The 16810-nt window shown below is 61.9% G+C and carries 8 protein-coding genes; 5 read left to right on the forward strand and 3 right to left on the reverse strand.

Translation table 11 applies throughout. The features are described 5' to 3' along the window. Window positions 1–78 precede the first annotated feature (78 nt). The 5 genes from glpK (at window position 79) to C4S68_RS06775 (ending at window position 9613) form a co-directional block, all read left to right on the forward strand. A complete protein-coding gene (gene glpK, locus C4S68_RS06755) occupies window positions 79–1572 on the forward strand; it encodes a glycerol kinase GlpK (protein WP_103932306.1) in 1494 nt (497 codons plus the stop codon). Continuing rightward, entirely contained in the window at window positions 1569–3140 is a 1572-nt protein-coding gene (locus tag C4S68_RS06760) for a glycerol-3-phosphate dehydrogenase/oxidase (RefSeq protein ID WP_235011429.1), read from the forward strand. Before glpK ends, C4S68_RS06760 begins: the two co-directional genes overlap by 4 nt. A gap of 143 nt (window positions 3141–3283) precedes the next feature. Continuing rightward, the gene (locus C4S68_RS06765; protein WP_103932308.1) at window positions 3284–4504 is read left to right on the forward strand and encodes a glycerophosphodiester phosphodiesterase family protein; all 1221 of its coding nucleotides are present in this window, start codon (window positions 3284–3286) and stop codon (window positions 4502–4504) included. Between the two features lie 44 nt (window positions 4505–4548). Next, the gene (locus C4S68_RS06770; protein WP_103932309.1) at window positions 4549–5376 is read left to right on the forward strand and encodes an MIP/aquaporin family protein; all 828 of its coding nucleotides are present in this window, start codon (window positions 4549–4551) and stop codon (window positions 5374–5376) included. Between the two features lie 328 nt (window positions 5377–5704). Next, entirely contained in the window at window positions 5705–9613 is a 3909-nt protein-coding gene (locus C4S68_RS06775) for a carboxypeptidase-like regulatory domain-containing protein (protein WP_103932310.1), read from the forward strand. Between the two features lie 152 nt (window positions 9614–9765). On the opposite strand, the gene C4S68_RS23585 is transcribed toward C4S68_RS06775, so the two are convergent. From C4S68_RS23585 to C4S68_RS06790, 3 genes are read right to left on the reverse strand one after another with little or no spacing between them, the layout of a single operon-like run. Beyond that, window positions 9766–11784 carry a glycoside hydrolase family 88 protein gene (locus C4S68_RS23585; protein WP_235011430.1) on the reverse strand — a complete coding sequence of 673 codons (2019 nt, stop codon included), beginning with the start codon at window positions 11782–11784 and terminating at the stop codon, window positions 9766–9768. A gap of 52 nt (window positions 11785–11836) precedes the next feature. After that, on the reverse strand, window positions 11837–14644 hold the full coding sequence (locus tag C4S68_RS06785; protein WP_103932311.1) for a glycosyl hydrolase: 2808 nt from the start codon (window positions 14642–14644) through the stop codon (window positions 11837–11839). 1 nt (window position 14645) lies between these two features. Then, window positions 14646–16643, reverse strand: coding sequence for a glycoside hydrolase family 35 protein (locus tag C4S68_RS06790; RefSeq protein ID WP_103932312.1), 1998 nt, complete (start codon window positions 16641–16643; stop codon window positions 14646–14648). Between the last annotated feature and the right edge of the window lie 167 nt (window positions 16644–16810).

Below are 16810 nucleotides of genomic sequence, written 5' to 3' on the forward strand. Positions count from 1 at the left end.
GCCGTCTGCATGCGAACGAGGTACGCTCTTGCAGCGCGCGCAAGCAGCAGTTTGCGCGTCGGGAACAGGACAGCAACGATGGCAGACAAGCAATACATCCTCGCACTCGACCAGGGAACGACCAGTTCTCGAGCCATGGTGATCGACGCAGCGGGCAACGTAGTCGCCCTGGCGCAACGCCCCTTCGAGCAGCACTTTCCCCAGCCCGGCTGGGTAGAGCACTGCCCAATGGATATCTGGTCGTCGCAGAGTGGCGTATTGACGGAGGCCCTCGCCGCGGCTGATCTCGAAGCCCACCACATTGCCGCCATCGGCATCACGAATCAGCGCGAAACCACGGTGCTCTGGGATCGCGAAACCGGCGAGCCGGTCTGCAACGCGATCGTCTGGCAAGACCGCCGCACCGCTTCATGGTGCGATGCGCTGCGCGAGCGTGGCCTCGCACCCAAGATCCAGGAGAAGACTGGCCTGCTGCCCGATGCATACTTCTCGGCCAGCAAGCTGGTGTGGATGCTCGACCATGTGGAAGGCGCGCGCGCCCGGGCTGAGGCTGGCAAGCTCGCCTTCGGTACCGTCGACAGCTGGCTGGTGTGGAAACTGACGCAGGGCGAGACGCACATCACGGATGTCACGAACGCCTCGCGCACCATGCTCTTCAACATCCATACGCTGGAATGGGATACCGAGCTGCTGGAGCTCTTCAACGTGCCCGCCTCGCTGCTCCCGAAGGTCGTCTCTTCGAGCGGAGAATGCGGCCGTACTCGTGGGCTGCTCGATGGCATCGCCATCGCAGGCATCGCGGGCGATCAGCAGGCTGCGCTCTTCGGGCAGATGTGCACCAGGGCCGGCATGGCGAAGTGCACCTATGGCACCGGCGCCTTCATGCTGATGAACACCGGCGAGAAGCCTGTGACCTCGAAGAGCCGCCTGCTCACGACCATCGCCTGGCAGATTGACGGACGCACCGAATATGCCCTTGAGGGCAGCATGTTGATGGCGGGCGCGGTCGTGCAGTGGCTTCGAGACGAGCTTCACCTGATCCGGAAGTCGTCAGAGATCGAAGAGCTCGCGGCGTCGGTGCCTACGTCTGACGGCGTGGTGATTGTGCCTGCCTTTGCCGGTCTCGGCGCGCCGCATTGGGATCAGTACGCTCGCGGCACCATCGTCGGTCTCACGCGGGGTACGGGCAGAGCGCACATCGCGCGCGCTGCGCTGGAAGGAATCGTGCTGCAGGCCGCAGATGTACTGGAAGCGATGGAAGCCGACGCAGGTATGCCACTGATGCAGCTTCGCGTGGATGGCGGCGCCGCTGCGAACAATCTGTTGATGCAGATCCAATCCGATGTCCTTGGCATCGAAGTGGTACGGCCGAAGAATGCGGAAGCCACGGCGCTGGGCGCAGCCTATCTTGCAGGACTCGCCGTGGGATACTGGGCGAACACCGAGGCCATCGCGGAGCAATGGCAGGTGGATCGCATCTTCAAGCCGGAGATCGATGCGGAGCAACGCAAGCGTGTGCGGGCCACGTGGCATCGCGCACTGGATCGGGCCCGCGAGTGGGAGCAGGCGTGACGACAAGAGAAGACAGGCTGCGCGAACTTGGCGATGCTTCCTTCACCTGGGATGTCCTTGTGATCGGTGGTGGTGCGAGTGGATTGGGTTGTGCCGTGGAAGCAGCCTCGCGTGGCTATCGCACTGCTCTCGTGGAGCGCACCGACTTTGCCAAGGGAACCTCCAGCCGGAGTACGAAGCTCGCGCACGGTGGTGTGCGTTACCTCGAGCAGATGAACCTGACGCTGGTGCTGGATGCTCTGCAGGAGCGTGGCCGCATGCTACGCAACGCTCCGCACCTCGTGCACGATCTCAGCTTCGTCGTGCCTGCCTATGACTGGACGGCGCTGCCATACTACGGATTCGGCCTCAAGGTGTACGAGTGGATGTCCGGCAAGCTCTCACTGGGTACCTCGCACCTGCTCTCTCGCGATGAGGCCAGCAAGCTGCTGCCTGGCGCGGCTCGCCACGATCTTCGCGGCGGTATCCTCTATCACGATGGCCAGTTTGACGATTCGCGCTACGCGGTGACGTTGATGCGCACCCTCGAAGATCTCGGCGGCATTGCGCTGAACTACTGCGAAGTCACGAGCCTCATCGAAGACAAAGGGCAGATTCGCGGAGCGCATGCGCGAGAGCGCGAGAGCGGGGCCGAGCTTGAGCTGCACGCTCGCGTCGTCATCAATGCGACTGGCGTCAACGTGGGGACGGTGCTGGCTATGGATGGGCATCCGAATCAGGCTCTGCTCAGTGTGAGCCAGGGAACACACTTCGTGTTGCCCAAGGATTACCTGCCCGGCAACACTGCGATGATGATCCCCAAGACCAGCGACGGCCGCGTCCTCTTCGCGATCCCATGGCAGGGCGCGACACTGGTGGGAACCACGGACGAGCCTGTCGAGCATGGTGCGGATGAGCCCCGGGCGCTCCCGGTCGAGCGCAACTTCCTGCTCGAGCACATTGCGAAGTACATGGGGCGCACACCGCAGGCGAGCGAGATTCAGAGCGTATGGAGCGGACAGCGTCCGCTGGTGCGGCACGGCAGCGGCAAAACCTCGCAGCTCTCACGCGACCACAAGGTGATCCTGTCGCCATCAGGGCTCGTGACGATCACCGGCGGCAAGTGGACCACCTATCGCCGCATGGGCGAGGACACGATCAACAAGGCTGCTGAAGCCGCTGGCCTGGCGAAGCAGCCTTCACGCACCGCGACGATGAAGCTGCACGCAGCGCTCGACGTGCCGCTCGCTGAGGCTTCGAAGTGGGAGCAGGTCTATGGCTCTGATCTCCCATCGTTGATCGCTCTCTCTGACGACCGCCCCGAGCTGAACGAACTCCTGCATCCTGCGCTGCCGTATCGCGCGCGAGAGGTCGTCTGGGCCACGCGGCATGAACTCGCCCGCACCAGCGAGGATTTCCTCGCCCGCCGCACACATGCCCTGCTGCTGAACGCACGTGCAGCGATGGAGGCGGCGCCGAAGGTGAGCGCGTTGCTGGCCGCCGAACTCGGACGCACTCCCGAGCAGCAACAGGCGGATCTCGATGCCTTCCTCGCCAACGCTCAGGGTTATGTCTACCGAGAGGCCTGATTCCAAGCCAATCCCCGCACAACGAGTCATCCCCAAGCCCAAACTCGAGCCGTACTGTGCTCGTCAGACGAAAGGATCGCGCTGTGTCTTTCAATATCTCTGTGCCACACACTGAGCCTGTGGGCTATAAAGGTCGCTGCCCTATGTCGCTCCTCCTGCTCACTTTGTTTGCCGCTACCTTCTGCGCCCCTCTGCTGGTAGCGCAGGGCAGCGACACGTCATCGTCAGACCCTTACATGGAGCTGATGCAGAAGGCTTCCGCGCATGCGAAGAAGCATCACACGAAGTATCCGCCGGCTCTCTCTCCGCTCTTCAGCACATTGCTTGGACCTGACCCTGAGGTGCACGTCGCCGATCTTCAGAAGGCTGGCTTCAAGGTTGTGCCATGGACTACCAACGACCCCGAGCAGATGAAGCAGCTGCTCGCGCTCAAGGTGGACGGCATCATCTCCGACCGTCCCGACATTCTGCACAAGGTCATCCTCGAAGCACGCGAAGCCGCGAAGGGCGATGCAGCTCAGCTCGCCTATCTCGATCAGCTCGACGCTGAAGGCCACCGTGGCGGACGCGGCATCCGGCCGGAGAACACGCTGCCCGCCTTTGAAGGAGGCCTCGACAACGGCATCCACACCATCGAGACCGACACGGGCGTGACGACAGATCATCAATCGCTCATCTGGCATGATCAGTTCCTCAATCCGCAGTCCTGCCGCCACGCGGATGGCACGCCGTATACGCTGGAGAACCGCGTCTACACCAGGGACATCTCCATGGCGGATGCGCAGAAGACCTTCATCTGCGACAAGCTGCACTTCGGCCCGGATCAGAAGAACGACCTCGCTCTCTCGCCGGTTGCCGTGGCCTTTGCAAAGCACGAGGGCATGATCAGTCCCTATGCTCCGACCAGTGCCGCGCAGCTCTTCCGCTTCGTCAATTTCTATGAGAAGTACTACGAGAGCGGAGAGGGCAGCCATCTTCCTGAAGCGAAGCAGCGCGCGTACACGGCGAAGCACGTGCACTTCAACCTGGAGACCAAGATCGTGCCTCCCGGCATCAGCGAAGCATCGATGATGGCGCAGATGACGGGGCATACCCTCGCCGAGTTGAAGGCGTCCGGCAAGGTTCCTGCCAGCGCGTTTGAAGAGAACCACACCGTCGATCTCGTGACGTTCGTCGATACGCTGTGCGGCTTTATCCGCGAGTACCACATGCAGGAGCGTGCCGACGTACAGAGCTTCGACTTCCGCACTCTCCTGCTGGTGCAGGAGAAGTACCCCGAAATTCCTACCTATTACTTAACGGAGTCGGCCAAACTGCTGAGCTCGGAGATGGTGCCGGAGGAGTTGCGCGTCAGCAAGCGCTGACGCCACGCCTCGACCACCCGCTGCGTCTGGCCAGGAGAAAGACAATGAAGCGAGAGTTCCTTGGACAACTGATCTCGGAAGCCACAGCGATGTTCATGATTATCGCTTTCGGAGATTCCGTCGCGGCGATGTACACGCTCTACACCCCGAGCCCGTACCAGCAGGCGTATTGGGGCGTGTGCATCGCCTGGGGCCTTGCCGTCACCATGGCAATTTACACCACGGCCTCGGTGAGCGGCTGCCACGCGAACCCTGCCGTCACGCTGGCGCTTGCTATCTATCGCAAGTTCTCCTGGCGCAACGTCGTCCCATACTGGGCGGCGCAGGTCGTCGGAGGTTTTGCCGGCGCGGCGCTGGTCTATCTCCTCTTCTCTCCGGTCATCGACAACTACAACGCGGCAAACCACCTCACGCGCGCGGTTGGTGGCGCGGCGGGAGTCTTCTTCACTCACACCGGTCTGGCCATCACGCCCATGCACGCCTTCGTGGATGAGATCATCCTCACGGCCTTCCTCATCTTCGGCATCTTCGCGATCACGGAGAAGTTCAACGAGAGCGCTCCAGGAGCGAATGGTGGGGCACTGATGATTGGCTTCCTCGTCGCGCTTATCGGTGCATCGATGGGTTACCTCGAGGCCTGGGCACTGAACCCGGCACGTGACTTCGGCCCCCGCCTCTTCTGTTTCTTCGCGGGCTGGGGAGCCTCAGCATTGCCGTCGCCGGACAATTACTGGTGGATCCCGATTTTGGCTCCGCTGTTGGGAGCGGTCGTGGGCGGTGGGGCGTACCAGGTACTGATCTGGCCCTATCTGCCGGCCCGCCGTAAGGCACTCCTTGAGGCGCAGCAACAGGTCGCAGGCAAGGCCGCGTAGAGCGCGCGAACATACCGGCTACGGCTGACGGAAAACACGCCGATTCGTCGGCTGTCTGACAGAAAATCGAAATGCAACGGGCGACCCCTGACTGTAGGTCGCCCGTTTCGCGTGCGCGTCCACTAGCCATTGAGGCAGCCGTTATCCTAGCGAAATCAATGAGATAGCTGGAACTCCAGACAGGCAAGAACGATTCGACAGGAGCCCTAAACCGGCTGCGAGTTTCTCTCACTTGGGAACAATTTACCTATTGACACTTGTGCGAGCGCGGACGTACGGTTTTATGCCGGTAAGACAGTTTTGCTGCTGCGCTTTTGGAGGATCCTCGATGACGCTTCGTACTTTGAATTTCCAGCGCCACGCTGGTCGTGTGTCTGGAGGTGGTTTCGGCCGCCTTCTCGCGATCATGCTGGCCGTAACCTGCCTGTGCTTCGGCCATCAGCCGATGCAGGCCCAAACCGGTGGTGAGGCGGGCATCCAGGGAACCGTAGCCGATGCCACAGGCGCCGCTATCCCCAACGCAACCGTCATCGTCAAGAGCAACGCCACGGGCGTTGAGCTGACCCGCCAGACGAACGGCGACGGCCTCTACACTGTCTCGCCCATCATCCCGGGCGTCTACACCGTCACGGTGAAGGCCGCTGGCTTTGAGACATTCGTTCAAAAGAATCTCCAGGCTAACGCGCTTGTGATGACGCCTCTGAACATCGGGATGAAGGTTGGCGCGCAGGACACGACTGTCGAAGTCACTGGTGCGCCCCCCGCACTCGAGACCACCAATGCGACCCTTGGCCTCACCATTCAGAATGAGACCTACACAAACCTTCCGTTGACGCTCAACGGGCAGATGCGCGACCCGACTGCTTTTGGCACTCTCGCCCCCGGTGCACAGGGGGGCGCTCGTCTTCCGCTTATCGGCGGCACGGGCAATTACCTCGGCCAGCTTTACCTCGATGGTCTCCCCGCGGAGACGGTCAGCCAGCAGGGCGACAACCGGGTGGTGTCGCAGTCTCTATCCGTGGACGCCGTCGACCAGATGCAGGTCGTCACCAGCACGCCACCGGCGGAGTATGCCGGAGCCGGAGCCGAGAACTTCACGATGAAGTCCGGTACCCTGCAGTACCACGGGAGCGTAAAGGACTTCCTCCGCAACACGGCATTGGATGCATGGCAGTTCGTAAAGCCCGCAACCGGCAAGCCGATCGATCATCAGAACGAACTTGCCGCGACCTTCAGCGGCCACGTCCCCGGCACCAAGCGCATCTTCTTCTTCGTCGCGTATGACAAATACCACAACCGCACGCAGAACAACGCGGCGTCGTACACCATTCCCACCCTGCAAATGCGCACGGGTGACTTCCGTCAGCTTGGCTGCCTCGGTATAAAGGCTGCGGCCGACCAGGCGGCCTGCGCCACTGCTGGCGGCCCCTCGGGTACCTCGGGAAGTGTGACGTACGGTGGCACGACCGTTGCCGTTACCCCATATCTTTACGACCCCACGACCAACAGCTGTCCAGCTGGAAGCAGCTGCTCACGCCAGCCATTCGTGTCGGGTGGAAGCTACAACGTCATTCCTTCGAATTACATCTCGGCCATCTCCCAGGCTATGGAGCAGTGGCTGCCGACTCCAACCAACTCGAACGTCGTCAACAATTACACCGCCCCTCTCGCCAAGGGATACGATAACCACGCCATCGACTGGCGTGTGGACTTCGACTGGACGCCAAAGCATCGCATCTCCACCGTGGGCTCGATGGGTGCGGTCAACTACCTGAATAACTTCGGCGCCCCAAATCTGCCGCTCCCGTATGTGGGCGGTGACAATGCTGCCATCTTCCCGAAGGCCTATGACGTTCAGGATGCGTACACTATTTCAAACACAATGGTGAACCAGTTCAAGTTCGGTTATGTGCGATTCTTCCAGAACATCTCGGACGCAACCCAGAACACCAAGTATGGGCTCAACAAACTGGGCGTTACCAACCTCCCCAGTGGACAGGGCGGATACACGTTCCCGCTCGAGACCTTCAACACGACCACCGCTTTCGGTACAGCACAACAGGCATGGCGCACCAGCGCTACCTCGACGCAGCTCACGACGCCCAATAACTTCGCACTGGTCGATAACCTGCAGTGGGTCAAGGGCGCGCACAGCCTGACCTTTGGCATCTCCATCCAGTGGCAGCAGATCAACAACGCCAACCCCGCAACCTTCACCGGCGATCTTTCGCTGGCGCCGAGCGCCAACTCGACGGCGAATTACGTCGGCACCTCACTTTCGACCACCGCAACGGGTTACTCCTATGCCAGCTTCCTTCTCGGAGCTTATGGCACCACGACGACCGCGCTGCAGTATGTCAGCGAAGAGGGCGGGCGCTATCGCCCCATCGCTCCCTACGTGGAAGACACCTGGAAGGTGAACTCCAAGCTGACGATTGATGCTGGCCTCCGCTGGGATTATCTGCCGCCCTACCGCGAGGTGAAGGATCACTGGAGCTTCCTGAACCCCACCGGGATCAACCCCGCAACCGGAACCGCTGGCTACAACGAGTTCGCCGGTAACTACGGCGGCGCGGGCGTGAGCTGCCAGTGCCGTACGCCGGTGCCGACCTACTGGAACAACTGGGGCCCACGCGTGGGCATTACGTTCCAGTCCGATCCCAAGACCGTATGGCGCGCTGGCCTCGGCCGCGTCTTTTCGCAGGCCGGCGGTGTCGGCGGACGTGGCGGCGCCTTCAACGGCACCGGCCAACTCGGCTTCAACACCACCGCAACCAGCCCGACCGAAATCACCACTGGCATCAACGCAGCGCCGTCCTTCTACCTCAATAGCAGCAGCGCGCTCGGCAGCCTCGCCAACACCGACATGTTCGGGGCCGGCTATGTCTACCCGACCGCTCCTACTCCCGGAGCGGCAACGCAGATCCTGGATGCCGGCCACTATATCAGCCCCACGACAAACAAGGTCGTGACGGCCTCCACCGCACCGGGCTATGCGGATCCGCACTTCTCCTCCCGCGCCCCGGATGTCATGTTCTACAACGCCGGTATTGAGCACGCCGTTACGGACTCACTGACGATGGCGGTCAACTACGTTGGCAACCAGAGCCATCACCTCATCAACTCCACCAACACCGGTACTGGCACCGCGCGCGGCTACTGGAGCAACCAGCTCAATCCGGTCTACCTCGTTGGCCTGGGAGCAGCGACGGACTCCACCGGCAAGCTCCCGTTGCTCACAGCTCCGGCGAACTCCGCCAACGTGGCGAAGGCGCAGGCTCTGATGTCCGGCATCAGCATCCCGGCGTTCTACCAAGCGGCGGCGAACGCGGGCGATACCACCGCGACCATCCAGCAGGGCCTCGTGGCGTACCCGCAGTATTCGGGACTTTCGGATACCTGGGGCAACGTCGGCAATTTCAGCTACAACTCCCTGCAGGTCACGGTGCAACAGCGTCTCTCGCACGGTCTGACCTTCAACTTCAACTACACATGGGCGCGCAACGTAGGCGACGACGGCCCGTATCGTACAGGCTATGCTCTGCCCTCGGGCTCGGTCTCCCGCAGCACGCAGGCGTACAAGATGAACCGCATCGACCGCAGCGAGACCACCGTCTCGACTCCGAACGTGATCCATGCGTTCGGAGTCTGGAACCTGCCGTTTGGCAAGGGCCACATCGGCGGCGGCAATCCCATCGTCAGCGCCCTCGTGAGTGGATGGCAGATCAATTCGATTGCCACCTATGCCAGCGGCACACCGGTGCAGATCACCTACGGCGGTTGCACCACAGGTCTGCAGGGACAGTGCATGCCGGACTACAATCCGGCCTACACGGGTACGGCCCGGCAGAACGGTAAGTTCGGTACGTCAGCTTCGGGCCGTCTGGCTTCGAACCTGAGCAACGTGCAGTACTTCAATCCCACGGCGTTCATCGCTCCTACCTCGGTCAACGCCGGGACTGGAGTCGCAGCGCTCAACCTGATCGGCAACGCCGCTCGTACCGGAGCGGATGGGCTTCGCAATCCGGCGCAGTGGAACATCGACTCGGGTGTTCGCCGCACGATCCCCCTCTATGGCCGTTTCGCCTTCACCTTTGAGGCGGACTTCTTCAATACTCTCAACCATGTACTGTTCTCGAGCCCGAACGCGGTATATGGTTCGTCCACCTTCGGTCAGATCGCAAGCGCTTCGAACAGCCCACGCTCGATCCTGCTCGCGGGTCACATCACGTTCTAACCAACTGCACTTCTCCTCCCGCGTGCGGCGCCTCCTACGCCGCACGCGGTTTTGTTTGTGGGGTGCCAGATTCTGCAGTCTCCAGATACGACGACGCCGCTTCCTTAGGGAGCGGCGTCGTCGTGTTCTCTTGCTTGAGTGTCGGCTGCGCGTTATGGCTTGTACGCAACGACGGCGTTGCCCTTGTCCGAGAGATCCCTCGCCACGGGATCATGCTTCAGCGCCTTCAGCCCGCTCACCACGGCCTCCGCGTTCATCGTCGCCCCAGCTGCAGTCGTATGCGTATGCGGGTCACCAAACAATGGCTCCACGGCAGCTTCACCCATCGCGTCATAGCGGCGCGCAATAATCTCGTTCAAGTCGATCAGCGGCACACGGTCGCGCTCGGCGATGGCCATCGTCCAGCCACGGTAGGTGCTGGTCTGCCGCTCGATGTGACCGTCCTTCCAGGTCTTGCGTGGGATCAGCGTGCATAGGATCGGGATCGCTCCCTTTGCACGCGCTTCCTTCACATACTGATCCATATAGTGGCCGAAGCTATAGACCGTCTCGTGGACGTGGCGCACCGGATTGTCGACTTCCTTGGCTTCATCGCCCACGCCGTTGATGCTTCCACGCGCGCGGTCCTTATCATCCAGCGGGCCCGAGTCGTTGTGCCCGAACTGAATCAGGATTACGTCGCCCGGCTTCACCAGCTTCAGCGTCTCGGCCCAGTGGCCTTCGCTGATGTACGTGCGGGAGCTTCTTCCACCGATAGCCCGATTGACGATGTTGACCTTCGAGGTGTCGAAGAACTGTGCCAGCTCATCGCCCCAGCCCATCTGGTTGTGCGCTCCATCGCCATTGCCGTTGCGCACCGTCGAATCGCCCACCAGGAAGATGCTGCGCAGCTTCGGATTCGCCGGCGTCTGCAGATGCAGCTTCGCGTACACACCTGGGTCGGTGGTCGCGACAGTGTCCGGCGCAACGCGCGGAGTCACCATGCGATGCAGCTCCGCGCCAGCCAGCATGAAGCCGCCGACGCCATAGTGGAAGCTCGAGGAAGGCAGGTAGTACGCGGGCTCCGCTCCGGTCTGTTGAATATCGCCGAGGCGGCCGTCAGCATAGATGTGCTGCGTTACCATCGCACGCCACGCACGCTCGATCACGGGCTTGTAGGTCGCCACATCGAGGAAGCCTTCGTTGATGCCATAGGCCATGCCGAAGACGATCAGCGCAGAGCCTGAGACCTCCGGCGCCGGGAAGTCCTTCCCATCCAGCATGCTTGAGTGCCAGAGGCCATCGGCATCCTGCAGCTGCGCGGTGCGCGCGGCAAGGTCCTTCAGGTTCTGGATGTAGAACTCGCGGCGTGGATCGTCCTTGGGCAGATACTGCAGTGTGCGTGCGATGCCGCCCATCACCCAGCCCTCGCCGCGCGACCAGAAGATCTTCTTTCCGTTCGGGCCGAGCTTGTTCACGAAGCTCGCATCGCGCGCGTAGAGATGCTCGTCCTTGTCCCACATCGGCTCGTAGCTCTTCGCCCACTGCGCATCCAAATAGTCGATGTACTTGTGCTCACCCGTCGCCGCATACATCCGCGCCCACACCGGCGGCGCCATGAACAATGCATCGCACCACCACCACGGAATGCGCGGGTCACCAGGCCTCAACGTCGGCAGGTCGATCACCTGGTCCAGGTTCGCCCGCACAGAATCCAGGATCGCCTGGTTCTTCTTGCCGCCCTGCAGGTAAAGCTCAAGATACGTCTGCGCGATGCTCTCATCGTCCGCGTTCGATAGCTTGCTGCGGAAGCCATAGTGAAAGCCCTCCGCCATCGAGGTCATGGCATCGCGGTACTTCGGATCGCCTGTCGCATCGGAGACCGCCATGAAGCCCGCATACATCACGCTCTCGGTCCATATCTGATCCCAGTAAGGGCGTGAGCGCGCCAGATCCCAATCGGCAACCTTGCGCGTGACGTGGTCGACCGCAGCAGTGTCGAGCGCGGGAGATACGTCGGTCGCGAGTGGCCCTGGATCGATCGGAGCATCGCCGAAGTGGCGGCTCGTGTCCTTGTCGATGCCGGCCTGCATGGCTGGCGTCGGCTTCGGTAGCTCCTGTGCGCCGCACGCTAGGCTGGCAAGCGCCGTGCCTAGCAGAAACGCTCCTGCCCGGCGGATTCTCATCTTCATCGTGGGTACTCCTGTTGTCTGTTGCTCAGGCTCATGTTGTTTCTCGCAAGCATCAGCGCGTCTCCGTTTCGAGCTTCACGGTTCCAAGGATGCCCGAAGGCAGCGGCTTTACCTTGTCGAGTTCCTGCATCTGAAAACGATCGCCATACTTCGCGATGAGCGGTTTGAAATCATGTGGAGGCAGCGCGGACCATGCATTGAATGCCGTGTTGTAGACGTGAATCTCGATGTGGTTCACGCCCGGCTTCAGCAGTGAGGTCACATCGAGCCGATATGGCGGATGCCACAGTGCCCCTGTCGGCTTGCCATTGATGGTGACCAGCGCAGCTTCGCGAATCGGCGCGAGGTACCATGCATGCGTTCCTGGCCCGGGACGCGTCACAAGCGGGTTTGGCGTGCCATCCGGAAGCAGATCGCTCTTGGTGCGCTCCGGGCCTGCGGGCGCATTTGGCGCGCCTGGCTCGGGTGACCCACCATCGACAGCGAGGAACACTTTGCCGCCCGGCAGCTTATTAAGCGTCACATCCTGCGAATACACGACCTCGCCGGAGTAATGCTGCGTGTCTCCAGCGTTCCAGTCGGATGGCAGGGAAGCCTTCCGTGTTGCGCCAGTGCCGGCAAAGCGCACCGTCCAGTTGTTATCCATCTCCGCGAGCGTGTGCGAGGTGATGTCCTTCGCAGGAGTCGCCGGCTTAACGGCCTCGTTCCCGAACACATAGACACGCGACTGGTATGGAGCAAGCTCTATGTCTACGCCGTGTGCCGGAATGCTGCGGACGGTCATCGCTGAGTCAGCTGACCACTCCTGCCCACCTGCGAACTTCGTCGTGAAGTCGGCCGTGAGCTTCACGGTCTGGTTCGAGGTGTTCGCGACGAAGTACACATCGGCATCGCGCAGTGAGCGGCGAATAAAGCCGATGACGCCGCGATCGTAGTCGCTGACGTTGCTCATGGCGAGGTCCGGCTTCATCGCGGCGACGAGCGCCTTCGCGGCGCTGCCAGCATCCGGAGTGAGCGCGATGCTCTGCGTCAGGTGCATTGCATCGGGAAGTGGCTTGCCATCGGGATCGAGCGTGGGCAGCTTGCCCATCGCGACCGCATGCCCACCACGCTCCACGAATGTGTCGATGGCCTTCAGCGTTGCTGTCGGAATGCGATCGCTCGGCGGCAGAAGGAGCAATGTATGATCGCCAAGTCCCTGACGGTTGATCGTCTCCGCATCGATGAAGTCGATGTTGTAGCCGGCTGAAAGCACTGCGCTCATCAGTTCCTTCGGTACCATCTGCTGCATCGCGGCCGTGACACTCACCTTGCCAGGCATAAAGGCGGCCCATGCATCGTCTGTAGGCAACAGCAATGCAACCTGGTTCGCAGGCTTGCCCTGGCGTAGCAGCCAGCTCATGCGCGAGATATAGTCCGTCACCGTAGGCATCACCGGATGCCATGGGTTGTGATCGTTGAAGACCGCTGCCGCGTAGAGACTCCAGCCCGGCTCGGGGACCTCGGGCGTACCGTCGGCCATCTTCGGCGGCGAGTACGGCCAGCCATGGAAGATCAGCAGGTTCTCTCCGGAGAGGAAGTCGATGTCCGCTTCAGCCTTCATGTCCAGCGGCGTCGCGCGGAAGACCGGCGAGTGCAGCCAGGTAAACGTCTCGCCGCTGGTGATGGTGCGGCCGTTCAGGTGGTTCGCGGACGTGGCCCAACGGAGTGTCGAGAACGCACGCCACTGTGGTCCTTCGCCTTCGGCAAGATCGACGAGCCGCTCACTTGAGAGCGAGACTGCAGGCTCGCCGTAGGTCTGCGAGCGGAAGCGCGTCTTATGCTCGCGCGCCCAGTCGTTGATCTGGGTAAGGTAGTTCTCGTTGATCAATTCAGTGAGCGTGATGCCCCAGTCATGGCGCACCTTTGCGGCGGCTTCAGTGCCTCCCAGCCAAAGCTCCGGCAGATGCGGGATCAGGTCATAGCCACGGCGCTTCTTGAACTCCTCGGGTAGCGTCGGTGTCCAGTCCGCGCCGTAGGCTTCAAGCGAATCGGAAAAGATCGCATACGGTGGCGTTGCGCCAAAGGCCTTCACGAGTGGTTCGCCAACGGTCTTCAAATGATTCGCAACGGCCTTCCTGCTGAACGGATCGAGCACCGGGCCATCGGCGTCCACAGCGGCTCGCTTCACCTGCTGGCCGGTGTGGCCGTCGATGAAGAGTAGTGCCACCTGGCCCGCAGTAGCTGGTGCGATCACGTCACCTGTGACGGCCTTCGCGGACGAAGGATCCCAGGTCTTCGCATCGCCCTTGGCGACGAAGCGCGCCACGATCTCTTCGGCAGCAGCAAGCTTGGGCAGCGGCAACGAAGTCGCGCCCACCGGCAGCGGCACAGCCATCAGGCGCAAGCGGCGCGCCGCCTCTTCCGCCGTGATGTGCGGTCCGCCATACGGCCATCCGCTGCACAGTGTCACGTCGATGCGCAGACCCAGCCGCTTGCCTTCGGCTTGCGCAAAGGTCACCGCGTCTAGCATCTCCGGCGAAAGCCAGCTGAGGTTCCTCAGGTTCTTTGCCGGGTCGTCCAGCACCTCGGGATAGACGAACGCCAGCTCCGCGCCACCGATGCCGTCGGCTTTCATCTGCGCGAGTTCGCGAGCGATCTCCGGCTTCACGACTGCCGGGCCGAACCACCACCAGCGCACCATGGGGCGTGCGTCTGCGGGAGGATGTTCGAAGCCAGCGTGAAGCGTGGCGAGGCTTGTCGCGGGATAGCTGTAGCCGTGTGCCTCGGCCAGGGGAGCAGGGTGCTGTGCCGTTGCAAGCGACGCATGGGCGCAGACCGCAATGGCGGCAAGCGCAGGAAGAAGACGGAGTGAACGCATACTACTTGCCTCCGATGGAGCCGAGGGTGTGCGGCGAAGTGGCCGCGGGTTTGTTGGCGGGCGAGGTTGCAGGCGATTCTAACGGTGCGGGAACGAACTCCTCGCCGGGCTTGTGATTGAGTTCGGGATCCGAGTCATAACCGGGAGTTGGTGCATCGAGGATCGGCGTGGTCAGGCCCGCCAGCGCGGGAGCCGCATCATTCTTCAGCAGCTCGAAGATTGTGACCTCATTGCGACCCTGCTTCAGCCATGGTCCCGGAACATAGAGCGTACCCTGCGGACCAATGTCCCAGAAGCGACCCAGTGGATGTCCGTTAATCCAGATCACGCCTTTGCCCAGCGCACGTACATCGAGGAAGGTATCGCCGACCTTATCCAGCGTGAAGCTGCCCTTAGCGAAGTGCGGGGTCGGCGTAAGCGACACGGCAACATGGCTGCCCTCGGAAACCAGGGGTTCCGTTGACATCGGAAGTGAGAGGATCTCCCACCCGCGCAGCGGCAGATCGTTGATAGAGGCATCGTGGATGCCCTTGGTCTCGTCACGCATCTTCTTCGTGGAGTTCAGTCGGCCTGTGTTCTCGACGAGAATATCGAGCTGCGCCTTCCCTGACGCGAAGAGCTTGATCGTGTCCTCGTGGAAGTGACGGTCGAGCGGCCCCATCAGCTTTCCATCGAGGTATACCAGTGCAAAGTCCTGCAGGTGATCGAGCTTGAGTACGTTTGCTCCGGGCTGCAGCACGATCTGCTTGCGATACAGGATGTAGCCATAAGACTGGCCCACCTGCTCCATCGTCTTTGGCAGGTCGCTGTGAATGGGCTTCGGCAGGTGCTCCCAGAGCGACGTCGAGTGCGTGAGTCTGAACGGAGCGACAGCGATGACGGGCGGCGCTTCAGGCACCGGCAGCGGCTTCTCATGCGTGTATTTCAGGATAGTGTCGCGGTAGGCGAAGAACTTCTTCGTCGCGTGTCCGGCTTCGTCGACGGGGGCGTCGTAGTCGTAGCTCGTTACGTTGCCGCGATACGCCCCGGTGGACTCGCTGGCGCCGGCCATCATGCCGAAGCTCGTGCCTCCGTGCACCATGTAGATGTTCATCGAGGCCCCGCGCCGCATCATGGTATCGATGTCCTCAACCTGAGGCGCCACGGGTCGTGTCTCGTGCGGATGCCCCCAGAGATCGAACCATCCCGGCCAGTACTCGGTTGCGAAGAGCGGTTGCCCCGGCCGCTGCTTCGCGAGGATATCGAGTGCCTCAGCCGCGCGCCCCGTGCCGAAGTTCACGCCAGAGTAAACGCCATCGATCTCACCCTTGGCCAATGCTTTGGATGGGTCCACCGTGTAGAGCAGCGCATGCGTAAATCCTGCAGCGACGAAGACATCGCGCATGTGCTTCATGTAGCTGGGGTCGTTCGAGAAGTTGCCATACTCATTCTCGATCTGCACCGCCAGGATCGGCCCGCCGAGACCCACCTGCAGTGGTCCCACTTCCTTCGCGAGCCGCTTCATCCAGCGCTCGACCGGCGCCGTAAAGGCTGGATCGTTGGTACGCAGAGCCGTCGCCATCTTTGGGTCGGCCAGGAGCCACGCCGGGAAGCCGCCAAACTCCCACTCCGCGCAGGAGTACGGGCCGGCCCGCAGCAGCACGTGCATGTGCTCCTCCTGAACCGTCTTGATGAAGGCGACCAGATCGTTGTTGCCGCTGAAGTCATACACGCCGGGCTTCGGCTCATGCACGTTCCAGAAGACGTACGTCGCAATGGTGTTTAGGCCCATGGCTCGCGCCATGCGGATGCGCTGACGCCAGTACTCGCGCGGGACACGAGCGTAGTGGATCTCCCCGGAGAGCACCAGCAGCGGCTTGCCGTCGAGCTCGAAATGATCTCCCGCACCTGCGAAGCGGTGAGCCTCGGCAGGAGCCTGCGCGGCGGTGCAGTGCGGGAGCATCGCGGCAAGCGCGAGCGCAAAGGGCGACAAGGAACGCAGTGAAGATCGAAGGCTCATAGCGATGCGGACGGCGGCTTTTCCTGTAACGCAGACGGTTCCTGGGGCTCAGCCATTATCTGCGAAGCGGCATAGGCTCGGCAGCCGAAGGGGAAATTATTTTCCTATTGACATCAAAGTGACCCGGCTCCTATCGTCATCTGGTTCCCGCTACTGGCCGCACGTTT

Origin of the sequence: Bryocella elongata (assembly GCF_900108185.1) — a bacterium.
Classification (GTDB): Bacteria; Acidobacteriota; Terriglobia; order Terriglobales; family Acidobacteriaceae; genus Granulicella; species Granulicella elongata.